Genomic DNA, 14,675 nt, shown 5'->3' with positions numbered 1-14,675 from the left:
CACCTCTTTCTTTTAATTTTCTTCGTATAATATTTTATACCAATTGCTGTATAATTACAACACATCGAACATGCTTTTGAGAAAACTTCTCGCTGCCCCCACAAGATATAAAGAACCACAAATTATAACTGCACCATCTTCTTCACACACACTTAATGCATATCTAATTGCATCTTTAAAATCTGCTATAAACTCAAGTCCAAACCTCTTTGAAACATCAAGAGCTTCTTCTTCTGAAAAAGCCCGCTTTTGATAAGGAACAAGAGTAAAGATAACCCTTTGCGCCACGCTCTTTATCAAAGAAATCATTTTCTCATACTCTTTGTCCTTTAAAATGCCCACAACAGCCACAATCTTCTTACCATTCAAGTACGTTTTGCAGTTTTCTGCAAGCACCTTCATCCCATCAACATTGTGCGCACCATCTAATATAACCAAAGGTGCATTTATCAAAACTTCAAACCGACCGTTCCATCGTGCATTCAAAAGTCCTTTTACTAACGCTTCGATTTTTATATCATACTTTTCTTGCAAACATTCATACGCATAGATACAGCTGAGAGCATTTTCTATCTGATGTGTGCCAAGTAGCTTAATCTCAAGGTTTTTATAAATTCCTCTTGGAGTTACACAATCAAAAATAATCCCGTCCAGAGTATTTTTCAATACATGATAATTTCCTTCTACCTCAATTAGCTGAGCATTTTGCTCCTTACACACTTTCGAGATGACCTCTTTTACCTCTTTATATCGCTGAAGTGCCAGTATTACTTTGCTATTTTGCTTTATTATTCCTGCCTTCTCAAAAGCAATCTTTTCAATAGAAAAGCCCAAAATGTCCATATGGTCAAAACCAATGGATGTAATTATGCAAAGCTCTGGGTTTTCTATTACATTTGTTGCATCAAATCTTCCACCAAGCCCAACCTCAAGTACTACAAAGTCTACATTTTTTCTTTTAAAAAACTCAAAACCAATGGCAGTTACAACCTCAAACTCTGTGGGATGTGAAAAACCTTGTCTCAACATCTCTTCAATTTTTTCTTTAACAAACTCTGTAATACTGGCAAGTTCTTCACTGTCTATCGGTTGATTATTCAGTTTTATCCTCTCATTAAAAGATTCAAGAAAGGGTGAGGTGTAAAGCCCCACCCTAAAGCCCGCTTCAATTAACATCTGATTTATAAAAGCACATGTGGAACCTTTCCCATTCGTGCCCGCAACGTGAATAACCTTTAACCCTTTTTGAGGATTTCCCATAAACTCAAGAAGTTTTGTTATATTCTGAAGACCAAGCTTTGTACCAAATTTATAGGTTGAATGAATAAAATCTAAAGCCTGTTCATAAGTCATGGGCATCTTTAACATCACCTGAGACTTTCTAATCTTTCTATCTGCTGTACAACTGAAAGCAGCATCTGCTTGTACCTTTCGTACTTTTCTTTTTCTTCATTTACAACCTTTTCAGGTGCTTTTTGTAAAAAGTTTTGATTGCTCAGCAGTTTCTCAGATCTCTCAACCTCTTTTAAAAGTCTTTCCTTTTCGTCAAGCAGTCTTTTAAGCTCTGCTTGAACATCAACTATTTCTTTCAATTTCACATACGCAACTCCCCATGACAGTACCAAAGCTACGCTATCTTCTGGAACCTCATTTGAGATTATCACCTGGTCAAAATTTGCAAGTCTTTTGACGTAAATCTCCCATAAGCTCAATTGATTTGCCATTGAAAGGTCGTCAGTCTTTATATATACCTTAGGCTTGATATCAGGCTTGATATTCCTCTCTAACCTTAAATTTCTAAGACTTCTTATAAGCTCTATGAGTTTTTCAACCATTTGAATGTCTTCAGTAAATTGATATCCTCTTGGTTTTGGCCAGGTTGCTATCACAAGACTCTCTTCAACGTGCGGAAGGTTCAAATAAATTTCTTCTGTTACAAATGGCATAAACGGATGCAAAAGCTTTAATATATCTGTAAGAACTGTCAAAAGTACATACTGTACCTCTTTATTGTTACTTGCTTCCTTGTTATAAAGTGTAGGTTTTGACATCTCAATATACCAGTCACAGAACTCGTCCCATATAAAATCATAAAGTTTTTGAGCAGCAATTCCAATCTCGAACTTTTCAAGGTTTTCTGTAACTTCTCTGATGAGTGTGTCGAGTCTAGACAAAATCCATCTTTCGGTAAATGTAAACTTACTTTCATCAGGTTTAAAACTTGTGTCAATGTCAAGGTTCATGAGCACAAACCTTGCAGCATTCCAAATCTTGTTTGCAAAGTTTCTATTAGCTTCAACCTTTTCCATATGAAATCTTGTGTCATTGCCAGGTGATATACCAGTGACAAGGGTAAATCTAAGAGCATCAGCACCGTACTTTTCTATTACCTCAAGCGGGTCTATCCCGTTACCCAATGATTTGCTCATTTTTCTGCCCTGAGCATCTCTTACAATACCGTGTATCAAAACATACTTAAAAGGTTCTTTACCCATATGCTCTAAACCAGAAAAAATCATCCTTGCAACCCAGAAGAAAATGATATCATATGCAGTTACTAAAACATCTGTTGGGTAGAAGTACTTCAGGTCTTCTGTCTCCTCTGGCCAGCCAAGCGTAGAAAATGGCCACAGAGCAGACGAAAACCAAGTGTCAAGCGTATCTTCATCCTGGTACACGTTGGAAGAATCGCACTTTGAACATACCTTTACTTCTTCTCTGCTCACCATCATATTTTCACAGTCACGGCAGTAATAAGCAGGAATTCTGTGCCCCCACCACAGCTGTCTTGAAATACACCAGTCTTTTATATTCTCCATCCAGTTAAAGTATATCTTTTCAAATCTTTCAGGTATAAATTTAATCTTCCCTTCCTTTACAACTCTTATTGCAGGCTCTGCTAAAGGTTTCATTTTGACAAACCACTGTTTTGAGACAAGCGGCTCTATTACAGTTGAACATCTATAACAGTGTCCCACATTGTGTGTATAGTCCTCTTCTTTCACAAGAAGACCAAGCTCTTTTAAGTCTTTTACAATATTCTTTCTTGCCTCATATCTTTCCTGCCCTGCATATTTTCCTGCATTTTCGTTCATATACCCTTTTGTGTCTATCACCTGGACCATTGGAAGGTTGTGTCTTTGCCCAATCTCAAAGTCGTTTGGGTCATGGGCAGGAGTTATCTTTACAACACCTGTTCCAAATTCCATATCAACATAATCATCTGCAATTATTGGTATTTCCCTATTCACAAGAGGGAGCACCACTGTCTTCCCAATCAAATGCTTGTATCTTTGGTCATTTGGGTTTACTGCAACAGCAGTATCACCAAGCATTGTTTCAGGTCTTGTTGTAGCAACAACTACGTGATATGAATTATCCTTTGCTGGATACTTTATATAATAGAGCTTTCCTTTTTTCTCTTCATACTCCACTTCAGCATCAGAAATGGTGGTATGACAAGTTGGACACCAGTTTATCATCCTCTCGCCTTTATATATAAGACCTTTTTCATATAGTCTCACAAAGACTTCTTTTACAGCATTTGAAAGTCCTTCGTCCATTGTGAACCTTTCTCTGTCCCAGTCGCAAGATGCACCAAGTTTTTTGAGCTGTTCAATAATCCTGCCGCCGTATACTCTCTTCCACTCCCAGGCACGCTCTAAAAATTTTTCTCGTCCTATCATCTCTTTTGTCAATCCTTCTTCTTTCATCTTCTCAACAATCTTTGCTTCGGTTGCAATGCTTGCATGGTCAGTACCAGGGAGCCAAAGAGTACAGTATCCTTGCATTCTTTTAAACCTAATAAGAATATCTTGGATGGTATTGTTCAGTGCATGGCCCATATGTAGCTGCCCAGTTATGTTTGGAGGTGGAATAACAATCGTAAAAGGTTTTTTTGAATAATCAATCTTTGCATGGAAATACTTTTTATCAAGCCACATTTTGTAGAGCCTGTCTTCTACCTCTTTCGGATTATATACTTTTTGCACTTTCACATCCTCCTTAAAATGTTTTTATTTCATTTTTTATATTATTTCAATTTTAATTTTGTTTCAAACTTTGTGTTAGGAATGTTAATTTAGTGGGTATAAAGTAATTGTAATTGAAAAAATTAATTTTTACAAGGGAGGGTTTAATCGATGATTAAAAGAGGAAATGTATACAAATGTGAAGTCTGTGGAAACATAGTAGAGGTTTTGTATGCAGGTGGTGGCCAGCTTGTATGTTGTGGACAACCTATGACGCTGCTTGAAGCTAACACAGTTGATGCAAGTTTAGAAAAGCATGTTCCTGTTATCGAAAAGACAGAAGAGGGCATCTTGGTCAAAGTAGGTGAAGTTGCTCATCCAATGGAAGAAAAACACTACATCATGTGGATAGAGCTCATTGCTGACGATAAAGTCTACAGAAAATATTTAAAACCAGGCGATGAACCAAAAGCATTGTTTGAGGTTTCGGCCGAGAATGTAGTGGCGTATGAATACTGCAATTTACACGGATTGTGGAAAAAAGAATAACAAACAATAGGGGGTTGCATAAAAAGCTTTTGGTTTTCTCTTATTGTTTGCAACCCCCTATTTTATTTATATAGCTTATTTTGAAAGAAGTCTTTTTGTCTCTCTTGCAATCATAAGTTCTTCGTTTGTAGGAACTATTAAAACCTTTACCTTGCTCTCAGGCTTGTTTATTTCAAAAACCTTACCTTTTTCTACATTGAAGTTTCTTTCTCTATCGTACAGAACACCCATATACTCTAAATCAGTCAAACACTTATCTCTCACAAGAGCGTTGTTCTCACCTATTCCAGCAGTAAATATTATTGCATCCACTCCACCTAATACTGCTGCGTACTCACCAATATACTTTTTGACCCTATAACAGAACATGTCAATTGCAAGCTGTGCTCTTTCATTACCCTCATTTGCAGCTTTCTCTAAATCTCTAAAGTCACTGCTCACACCTGATATACCAAGCACACCCGACTTTTTATTCAGAAAATCATTCATCTGCTTTACATCCATTTTTTCTTTTTCCATAAGATAGAGTATCACAGCAGGGTCAATTGTTCCGCTTCTTGTTCCCATTGCAAGACCAGCCAAAGGAGTAAATCCCATGCTTGTATCAACCGACTTTCCGTACTTTATTGCACACACACTCGAACCATTTCCAAGATGACATGTTATAAGTTTTAACTCCTCAAGTGGTCTTTTTAAGTACTCTGCAGCTTTAATTGCAACATATTTGTGTGATGTCCCATGAAATCCATATTTTCTAATTTTATACTTTTCATACACCTCATATGGAAGCGAATACATATATGCATATCTTGGCATTGTTTGATGAAATGCTGTATCAAATACAGCCACATTAGGCTTTCCTGGAATCTCTCTCTCACATGCTTCAATTCCCATTAAATTAGCAGGATTGTGAAGAGGCGCAAGTTCAATACATTCTCTTATCGCTTTTTTTACCTCTTCATTGACAACCACCGCATCACTGAAATATTCCCCGCCATGCACTACTCTATGACCAATTGCATCAATTTCATCCATAGAATGGATAATACCAGCTTCTTCATGTGTGAGCATCTCTAAAACCAGCTTAATAGCAACATTGTGGTCCTTTATTTCCTGTTCTTTTACAATCTCTTGACCATTCTTTTGATGTCTAATAAATGCCCCCGGCAAGCCAATCCTGTCAACAACACCCTTGCAAAGAGCAACCTCTGTATCGGTATCAATAAATTGATACTTTAAAGATGAACTTCCCGAATTTAATACTAAAACCTTCATTTTCTCATTCCCCTTCTATCAATAATTTATTTCATCATAGCCTGCACAGCAGTAATAGCAATAACCCCCACAATGTCTTCAGCTTTACAGCCTCGGGACAAATCGTTTACAGGCTTTGCTATTCCCTGGGTAATAGGACCGTACGCTTCTGCTTTTGCAAGCCTTTCTGTAAGTTTGTATGCAATATTGCCAGCATCCAAATCAGGGAAGATTAGAACATTTGCTTGCCCTGCAACAGGACTTCCCGGTGCTTTCAGCTTTGCAACAGAAGGAACTATTGCAGCATCTGCTTGAAGCTCACCATCTATCAGGATATCTGGAGCTTTCTCTTTTGCGATTTTTGTCGCCTGAACAACCTTATCTACCATTTCAGACTTTGCTGAACCTTTTGTAGAATACGAAAGCATTGCTACTTTTGGAGTTTTTCCAACCAAGGCTTCAAAGCTCTTTGCGGATGAAATAGCTATATCAGCAAGCTCTTCTGCTGTTGGATTTGGATTCAAACCTGCATCAGCATATACAAAAACTCCATTTTCACCATATTCGCAGTTTGGTACAACCATAATAAAGAAGCTTGAAACAAGTTTTACCCCAGGTGCAGTTTTTAATATCTGCAGAGCTGGTCGCAAGGTATCTGCTGTTGAGTGAATAGCACCAGACACCATACCATCTGCCAAACCTTTGTATACAAGCATAACACCAAAATACATCGGGTCTTTCATAATCTTTCTTGCATCTTCCAGTGTTACACCCTTGTTTTTTCTTAGCTCATAAAATTCATTTACAAATTCATCAAATCTATCAAAATTGTCTGGGTCAATAAAAATAGCATCATCTACATTTGCACCATACTTTTCTGCTTCTTTTTTAATCTCATCTTCTTTCCCAATCAAAACTATCTTAGCTATCTTTTCTTTTAGAGCTATGGAAGCAGCTTTTAAATTTCTTTCTTCGTAGCTTTCGGGAAGTACAATTGTCTTTATATCTGATTTTGCTTTTTCGATAATTGTATCAATAAAAGCCATTTTTGATACTCCTTTCGTTTATTATTTGACATATCGCACCTTATATATTATAAAACAAGTTGTATCTTGTATACAAGAATTATTTTACTTTTAAAATGAATTTCCGCCTCAAAATACTAAACAAAAGTTTGAAGAATGTATGTTTTTGTGTTATAATTATTTCAAAATAATACTGTTAAAGAAGGGGAAATAAGTAGCATGAAAAAACAGCTTACAAAAAAGCAAGAGGAAATTTTAGAGTTTATAAAAAAGAGGATTAAAGAAAAAGGATATCCCCCTGCAGTGAGGGAAATTTGCGAGGCGACAGGTCTAAAGTCTACTTCAACTGTTCACGGCCATCTGACTCGGCTTGAAAAAAAGGGTTATATTAGGCGTGACCCATCAAAACCAAGAGCTATCGAAATCGTAGACGACGAGTTTTATGTACACAGAAACGTCGTGCAACTACCTCTTGTTGGAAAGGTAACAGCAGGCGAACCAATCTTAGCAGTGGAAAATATAGAAGAAACTATGACACTTCCGTATGACCTTGTAGGAACAGAAGATGCGTTCTTGCTCCGAGTTAGAGGAGATAGTATGATTGAGGCAGGAATTTTCGACAATGATATAATAATTGTCAGAAGACAAAATGTAGCTGAAAATGGAGATATTGTTGTTGCCTTAATAGATGATGAAGCAACAGTAAAAAGATTCTATAAAGAACACGACCATATAAGACTTCAACCAGAGAACAAGGCTATGGAGCCAATTATCGTCAAAGACGTAAAAATCCTCGGCAAAGTTATAGGACTTATCAGGAGGATGTAAGATTACATCCTCCTGATATTTTCAATGGCATGTAACACTCCAACAAGTCCGATTTCAAACGAAGAGCTGCCCTGCAAGTATGCAGCATAAGGCTTTCGTATTGGCGCATCACAAGAAAGTTCCAAAGACGTACCCTGTACAAATCCGCCTGCTGCCATTATTACTTTATGAGAATATCCTGGCATATCCCAAGGCTCGGGTAAAACATTGCTGTCGACAGGACAGCCTTTCTGCACTCCTTGACAAAATCTTACAAGTTCGTATTCGTTTTTAAACACTATTGTTTGAATTATGTCTGTTCTTTTTTCATTAAATCTTGGCAAAACCTCATATCCTAACTTTTCCATTATATACGAAGTAAACACAGCCACTTTTAAACTTTCGGCTACTATGTGTGGTGAGAATAAAAGCCCTTGTAAAATCTCTTTGTTAAATCCAAGAGATGGTCCAACTTCTTTCCCCATGCCGGGAGAATTCAGCCTGTCTGCACACATCTCAACAAGCTCTTTTTTGCCTGCGATATAGCCGCCACATGAAGCAATCGTCCCACCAGGATTTTTGATAAGTGAACCCGCTATCAAGTCCGCTCCAACTTCGGTGGGTTCTAATTTTTCTACAAATTCACCATAACAGTTGTCAACTACAACAAATGTTTGAGGAGAAATAGATTTTATAAACTTAATTACCTTTTCTAACTTTTCAATTGAAATTGAACTTCTGACAGAATATCCACGTGAACGCTGAATGAAAACTACTTTTATAGAGTTTTCTTTTAAAATGGTCTCTATTTTTTCAAAGTCAAAGTCATTGCCCTTCAAATCGATTTCTTGGTATTTTATTCCGTACTCAATAAGGTTTCCATGCCCACCCTCCTTTATACCTATTACTTTTTGAAGTGTATCATATGGCTTTCCACAGATTGAAAGAAGGATATCACCTGGTCTGAGCAGAGCAAATAACATTGTGGCAATTGCCTGTGTCCCTGAAATAAATTGGATTCGTACAAGTGCATCCTCACATCCGAAAACCTTGGCAAAGATTTTTTCAATCACGTCTCGCCCACTATCTGAGTACCCATATCCATCTGTTTTATTTAGGTGGGTATATGAAAGTTTGTTTAGATGAAAAGCATTTAAAACCTTTAATTGATTGAATGACTTTATTTGCTCTATAAATTCGAAATTTTCTTTCAAATCTTTTAAAGCTTGCTCTGTTAAGTTTATTAAATCATGAGAAAAATTATAAAATTTTTTTAGTCCTTCGATATCTATCTTCAATATCATTTGCACCTCTCTTTTAAATTCTGATTGTCAAAAATTAAAGAAAGCTCATGAAACATATGTTCATGAGCTTTCTTTATAAAATTGTACGTTTTATTTTGTCTCCTGACCTTGATTGTTATTTGATTGCTGAGAAGCTTGCTGATTATTCTGTGCCTGAGCCATATAATTTATTGGCTTTGAGGGCATGATTGAGGATATCGCATGCTTGTAAATTAGCTGCTGCTTGTTATTATCTGTCTCTACAATCAATGTAAAATTGTCAAAACCCTTGATAGTACCTTTTAACTGAAAACCGCTGAGCAGGAAAATTGTAACATTTACTTTTTCTTTTCTTAATTGGTTTAAAAATAAGTCCTGCAAGTTTAAACTTCCTTTCGCCACTTTATGTATTCCTCCCCAAACTTAAAAGTTTTTTATATTATAATTTTTATATGTTTTTCTTAAATTATACCACACTTTTGCAAAGTTCAAAACATTTTTTCACAACTTCTTCAAACCTCATACCTGTCACATCCAAAAACATGAATTCACCCTGATATTTAAACCAAATCCTCTGCCTTTTTGCAAACTGTCTTGTTCTTAATTTAAGCTCGTCTTTGGCCTCTTGCAATGAAATCTTCCCTTCAACATATGGTATTACCTGCTTATATCCAAGCCCCTGCATAGATTTTAAATCCTTTGAATATCCTAAACTTAAAAGCATCTTAACTTCATCTACAAGTCCCATATCAAACATCTTTTCAACTCGCTGGTCAATTCTCTGCCATAAAGCTTCTCTTTCCATTATAAAACATAGCGGCAATAAATTATATTTTTCACTTCCTTTTCTTCTTACCTTGTCTAAAAACTCTGTTGGCTTTCTGCCAGTCAAAAAATAAATTTCTAAATATCTTATAACCCTTTTTACATTGTTTGGATGAACAGAATTTGCAGCATCTTTGTCTATTTCTTTAAGAAGCTCGTAAAGATACATATTACCTTTACTACTAAGCTCATCATAAAGCTTTTTTCTAACTTGTTTTGAATCCCCCATCTCAGGAAATTCAACATCGTCCACAACTGACTTTATATAAAAGCCAGTTCCGCCTACAAGCAAAGGCACCTTACCTCTTTTATAAATATCCAAAATTGCATTTGTTGCATCCTTTTGAAACATCGCCACATTATAGTCCTCATCTGGAAATACTACATCAATAACATGATGTCTGACAGCTTCTCTTTGCTCCTTTGTAGGCTTTGCTGTACCAATATCCATAAGCTTGTATACACACATCGAATCTGCAGACACAATCTCGCCATTTACAAGCTGAGCAAGCTCCACTGCAACATCTGTTTTTCCGGTGGCAGTAAGGCCTGCAATAACAATTAAAGGTATTTTCTCCATTCTTTTGTTCACCTGCGCTGATATTTATACAATTCTTTTGAACATTTTTTCAATTTCTCTCTTAGAAATCTCTACTACCACTGGTCTTCCATGTGGGCAGTGAAAAATTTCTTTCTTTATGAGCACAAGTTCAACTATTTCTTTTTTTTCCAAGTCTGAAATTTTACTATTTCCTTTTACTGCTGCTCTGCAAGCAATTCTTTTCAACAGGTCCTCAGAAATTTCCACAAGGCTCTTGTTTTCCACCATCTGTTCGTATATCATCTCTATCACATCAAGTAAAAATATTGTATCGATATTACTACTTAGCAGAGCAGGCCATGTTCTCACTACTATTTCATTTTTCCCAAAATCCTCTATTTCAAAACCTATTTTCTGAAAGACAGAAGCATTTGAAATCACAAACTCTTTTTGTGAAGATGGAAGCCGAACAACAACAGGAGAAGCCAACACTTGGCTTTGAACATTTGAAGAATAAACTTGGCTTTTAAAATCTTCAAATAATCTTCTTTCGTGCACCGCGTGCTGGTCAATAAGGTATAAGCTGTCATTACTTTGTACAATGATATAGGTATCAAAAGCGTAACCAACAATCTTATAGTTTCCTGCATCAAAGTTTTCAAAACTCTGCTGCTCAATTACAACCTCTGCTCCTTTTGAAAACATTTCAAAGAAATTTGGCTGCTCGGAAATAACCAAAGATATATCGTTTGAGTTTGCAGACAAAATTTCAGTGTATTTTCGTTCACGCTCAGCATCATTTCCATCATTAGCTTTGCCCAAATCAGCCTTGGGAATCATTTTTTCCGATTTTAACGAGTCTGCTATAGCTTTATAAATGGTGTTATAAACAAATCTTTCATCCCTGAACTTTACCTCGAGTTTTGATGGATGGACATTGACATCAATCTCAGAAGGCGGAATTTGCACAAAAAGAAACACTATTGGAAATCTACCTGTGATGACCGAATTCTTAAACGCTTCATCAATGCACGATGAAAGAAGTTTGCTTTTGATATATCTTCTGTTGACATAAAAATGATAACCTGAGCGTGTGGCTCTGCTCACAGTGGGGTTTACAAAATAACCCCAAACTTTTAGAGATTCTTTCTCAAGAGAAAACTCAACAAGATTTTTTACTATCTCTATCCCAAATATAGAGCCAATGACAGACTCAATCTTATTATCTCCTGGTGTAAAAATTTGTCTTTTGCCATCTGCCTCTGCCCGAAATGAAATTTCTGGCCAGGCAATTGCAATCTTTTCAACCACCTCAAGACAGTACTTTTGTTCAGTTGACGGAGATTTTAAAAATTTTAGCCTTGCAGGAGTATTGTAAAAAATATCTTCAACAATGATCCTTGTCCCTTCTTTAAAAGGACAAAAACTTTTAGAAAGAACCTTGCCACCTTCTACTTTCACCATACACCCCTGTTCTTCCTCTAAATGCTTAGAAACAAGTGTCACCTTTGCCACGCTCGATATTGCACAGAGCGCTTCCCCTCTAAATCCCATTGTTTTGATGCTGAATATATCCTCAAAAGATTTTATCTTGCTGGTTGTATGTCTTTCAAACACATATTCAATGTCATCAGGGTGGATTCCCTTTCCATTATCATATACCTCAATTCTCTTCATACCACCTTTTTCTATTTTAACATCGATTAAACTTGCTCCTGCATCTATTGAATTTTCCAAAAGTTCTTTGAGGCAGGATGCCGGTCTTTCTACAACCTCGCCTGCCGCCAAGATGTGAGTAATGCTTTCAGGAAGTTTGTAAAGCTCTCTCATATCAATTGCCTCTCTTTGGCTTTAATTATTTCATGTTTAAGCTCACTTAGGATGTTTAAAGCCTGCACAGGAGTTATATTCAAAATATCAAGTTTTTCAATTTTGTCTATTATCTCCTCTTTTTTATACGAAAAAAAATCTATCTGCTCAGTAAACTCTTTTTTGATTTCTTTTCTAAGTTTTCTAATATTTTTTCTATTTATATCAGCTTCCTCAAGCTGTTTTAGAATTTCCTCTGCTCTCTTTAACACCTCTTCCGGAATTCCAGCAAGCCGCGCAACATGAATTCCATAACTTGAGTCACATCCGCCTCTGACAATCTTTCTCAAAAATATAATGTTTTTACCCTCCTCTTTGACATCAACCCTGTAGTTTTTTACACCTGGAATCCTTTCTTCAAGCTCTGTTAGCTCATGGTAATGAGTTGCAAAAAGGGTTTTTGCACCAATCTTAGATTTATCAGCAACATACTCTAAAACTGCCCATGCTATAGAAAGTCCGTCATACGTGCTTGTTCCTCTCCCAACCTCATCAAAAATTATAAGGCTTTTTGGCGTTGCATTTTTCAATATGTTCGCAACCTCTGACATCTCTACCATGAAGGTACTCTGCCCAGATGAAATATCATCAGATGCCCCTATCCGTGAAAAGATTTTATCAACTATACCAATGTGTGCCTCATCAGCAGGTACAAAACATCCCATCTGTGCCATTATGACAATTAAAGCTACCTGCCTCATGTATGTAGACTTGCCAGCCATATTTGGACCTGTAATAATCAAAACCCTGTTTTCTGCCTGGTCAAGTTCGGTATTGTTCGGAATGAAATTGCCTCTGCCTATCATCTTTTCAACAACTGGATGTCTACCATTTTTAATGTATATTCTATCCCCTAAGCAAACATTTGGCCTGACATATTCATTGTCAATTGCAATGCGTGCAAATGAACACAGAACATCCAAGATGGCAATATAGCTTGCTGTCTTTTGAATCCTTTCAATCTGAGCCTCAATTCTATCCCTTATTTCGCAAAAAAGCTGGTATTCAAGTTCGATGATTTTCTGGTCAGCGCCCAATATTTCATCTTCCAATTTTTTGAGCTCCTCTGTTATATATCTTTCTGCATTTGCAAGGGTTTGTTTTCGGATGTACCTGTCCGGAACAAGAGAGTAGTTTGACTTGGTCACCTCAATATAGTATCCAAAAACCTTGTTATAACCAATTCTGAGATTTTTTATGCCTGTGAGGTTTCTCTCTTTCTCTTCGTACTGAACCAAAAGTTCCTTGCTATTTTTGGATATATTTCTCAATCTATCTACTTCTTCATTAAAACCATCTTTAATTATTCCACCCTCTTTTAGGGTCACAGGTGCATCCTCATTTATAGAACTGTCAATAAGCGCATATATATCTTCTAATGTATCAAGACCCTCATAAATCTCTTTTAACAGTTGTGCAGAAAATGAAGAAAGAAGTTTTTTTAAAGCTGGCAGCACTTCAATCGACCTTTTTAGACTTAGCAAATCTTTGGCATTCACATTCTTATATGCAAACTTTGAAGAAAGTCTTTCTATGTCATACATTCTACTCAAAAGCTCTTCTATCTGTACTAAAATGGAATAGTTTGATTTGAGCTGCTCAACACTGTCGAGCCTTCTATTAATCTCAATAACGTCAATAAGAGGTCTTTCAATCCATTTTTTCAATAGCCTTGAACCCATTGAGGTCTTTGTTCGGTCCAAAATACCAAGAAGGCTATTCTTTCTGGAGCGCTGAATAATACTCTCTGTGAGCTCCAAATTTCGTTTTGTGTTTATGTCAATTTGAAGATAGTTTTGGACTCTGTAAAATTCAAACCTTCTTATATAATCAAAGGAAATTTTTTGGGTCTCTATTAAATACTTTAGCAGATTCCCTACGCTCAAAATTAGCCTTTCATCTATTTTACCTACATTTATCTGATTTTCTATGACCTCATAGCACTTTTGTAAATCCACAAACTCTATCATCTGCACAAAAGAAGTGCAGTTTTTCTTCAAGAATTCATAAAGCTCATCTTCTGAACGTGAGATTAAAATCTCACTGGGATTGTATTTACCAATTTCATTTAATAGTTTTTGAAGGTCTTCTTCAAGAAGGCAAGAATACATCTCCCCAGTCGAAACATCTACAAATGTCAATGCAAATTCAGACCTGTCTTTTGATATACAACATATGAAATTATTGGCTGTCGAAATATTCTCGTCAATAAATGTGCCTGGAGTTATTATTCTTGTAATTTCCCTTTTTACAATTCCCTTTGCAAGCTTTGGGTCTTCCACCTGTTCGCAGATAGCAACCTTGTATCCCTTTTCTATAAGCTTTGCAATGTAACTGGTCGCAGAATGGTACGGCACACCGCACATAGGAGCTTTTTCATTGTTTCCACAATCTCTGCTGGTTAGGGCTATCTCAAGCTCTTTGGACGCCACAATCGCATCCTCAAAAAACATCTCATAAAAATCGCCAAGCCTAAAAAATAAGATGCAATCTTTCACTTTCTGTTTTATCTCCATATACTGCTGCATCATAGGAGTTAGCTCTTGCATAA

Annotated in this window: 11 protein-coding genes; 2 read left to right on the top strand and 9 right to left on the bottom strand. The window is 36.5% G+C overall.

Annotation, left to right across the window (positions count from 1 at the left end):
- Positions 1 to 54: 54 nt before the first annotated feature.
- Positions 55 to 1,368 (bottom strand): bifunctional folylpolyglutamate synthase/dihydrofolate synthase, encoded by a 1,314-nt coding sequence (locus OTK01_RS06255; RefSeq protein ID WP_029671852.1) that lies wholly within the window; start codon positions 1,366 to 1,368, stop codon positions 55 to 57.
- Complete coding sequence (locus tag OTK01_RS06250; RefSeq protein ID WP_029227690.1) at positions 1,368 to 3,992, bottom strand: valine--tRNA ligase; 2,625 nt, start codon at positions 3,990 to 3,992, stop codon at positions 1,368 to 1,370. Before OTK01_RS06250 ends, OTK01_RS06255 begins: the two co-directional genes overlap by 1 nt.
- A 150-nt stretch (positions 3,993 to 4,142) precedes the next feature.
- On the opposite strand from OTK01_RS06250, the gene OTK01_RS06245 reads away from it, so the two are divergent.
- Positions 4,143 to 4,520 (top strand): desulfoferrodoxin, encoded by a 378-nt coding sequence (locus tag OTK01_RS06245; protein ID WP_013430190.1) that lies wholly within the window; start codon positions 4,143 to 4,145, stop codon positions 4,518 to 4,520.
- A 75-nt stretch (positions 4,521 to 4,595) separates the two neighbouring features.
- Here OTK01_RS06245 and OTK01_RS06240 read toward each other — a convergent pair whose 3' ends face one another.
- Both OTK01_RS06240 and pta read right to left on the bottom strand, forming a co-directional pair.
- Complete coding sequence (locus OTK01_RS06240) at positions 4,596 to 5,795, bottom strand: acetate kinase (RefSeq protein WP_029227691.1); 1,200 nt, start codon at positions 5,793 to 5,795, stop codon at positions 4,596 to 4,598.
- A 26-nt stretch (positions 5,796 to 5,821) separates the two neighbouring features.
- Positions 5,822 to 6,820 carry a phosphate acetyltransferase gene (gene pta / locus OTK01_RS06235; RefSeq protein WP_029227692.1) on the bottom strand — a complete coding sequence of 333 codons (999 nt, stop codon included), beginning with the start codon at positions 6,818 to 6,820 and terminating at the stop codon, positions 5,822 to 5,824.
- Between the two features lie 198 nt (positions 6,821 to 7,018).
- On the opposite strand from pta, the gene lexA reads away from it, so the two are divergent.
- Entirely contained in the window at positions 7,019 to 7,627 is a 609-nt protein-coding gene (gene lexA / locus OTK01_RS06230; protein ID WP_013403138.1) for a transcriptional repressor LexA, read from the top strand.
- A gap of 2 nt (positions 7,628 to 7,629) precedes the next feature.
- On the opposite strand, the gene OTK01_RS06225 is transcribed toward lexA, so the two are convergent.
- From OTK01_RS06225 to mutS, 5 genes are all read right to left on the bottom strand, one after another.
- On the bottom strand, positions 7,630 to 8,910 hold the full coding sequence (locus tag OTK01_RS06225; RefSeq protein WP_029227693.1) for a methionine gamma-lyase family protein: 1,281 nt from the start codon (positions 8,908 to 8,910) through the stop codon (positions 7,630 to 7,632).
- A gap of 90 nt (positions 8,911 to 9,000) precedes the next feature.
- A complete protein-coding gene (gene hfq, locus OTK01_RS06220; protein ID WP_013403136.1) occupies positions 9,001 to 9,291 on the bottom strand; it encodes an RNA chaperone Hfq in 291 nt (96 codons plus the stop codon).
- Positions 9,292 to 9,355: 64 nt separating this feature from the next.
- A complete protein-coding gene (gene miaA / locus OTK01_RS06215; RefSeq protein ID WP_013432760.1) occupies positions 9,356 to 10,294 on the bottom strand; it encodes a tRNA (adenosine(37)-N6)-dimethylallyltransferase MiaA in 939 nt (312 codons plus the stop codon).
- A gap of 24 nt (positions 10,295 to 10,318) precedes the next feature.
- Positions 10,319 to 12,085: a DNA mismatch repair endonuclease MutL gene (gene mutL, locus OTK01_RS06210; RefSeq protein WP_013432761.1), complete on the bottom strand. Its 1,767-nt coding sequence runs from the start codon at positions 12,083 to 12,085 to the stop codon at positions 10,319 to 10,321.
- On the bottom strand, positions 12,082 to 14,673 hold the full coding sequence (gene mutS, locus OTK01_RS06205) for a DNA mismatch repair protein MutS (protein ID WP_029227694.1): 2,592 nt from the start codon (positions 14,671 to 14,673) through the stop codon (positions 12,082 to 12,084). The genes mutL and mutS overlap by 4 nt, the downstream gene beginning before the upstream one ends.
- Positions 14,674 to 14,675 lie beyond the last annotated feature (2 nt).

This window comes from Caldicellulosiruptor acetigenus (genome assembly GCF_026914305.1).
GTDB classification, from domain to species: Bacteria; Bacillota; Thermoanaerobacteria; order Caldicellulosiruptorales; family Caldicellulosiruptoraceae; genus Caldicellulosiruptor; species Caldicellulosiruptor acetigenus.
This window is presented reverse-complemented; position numbering and strand designations above follow the sequence as displayed.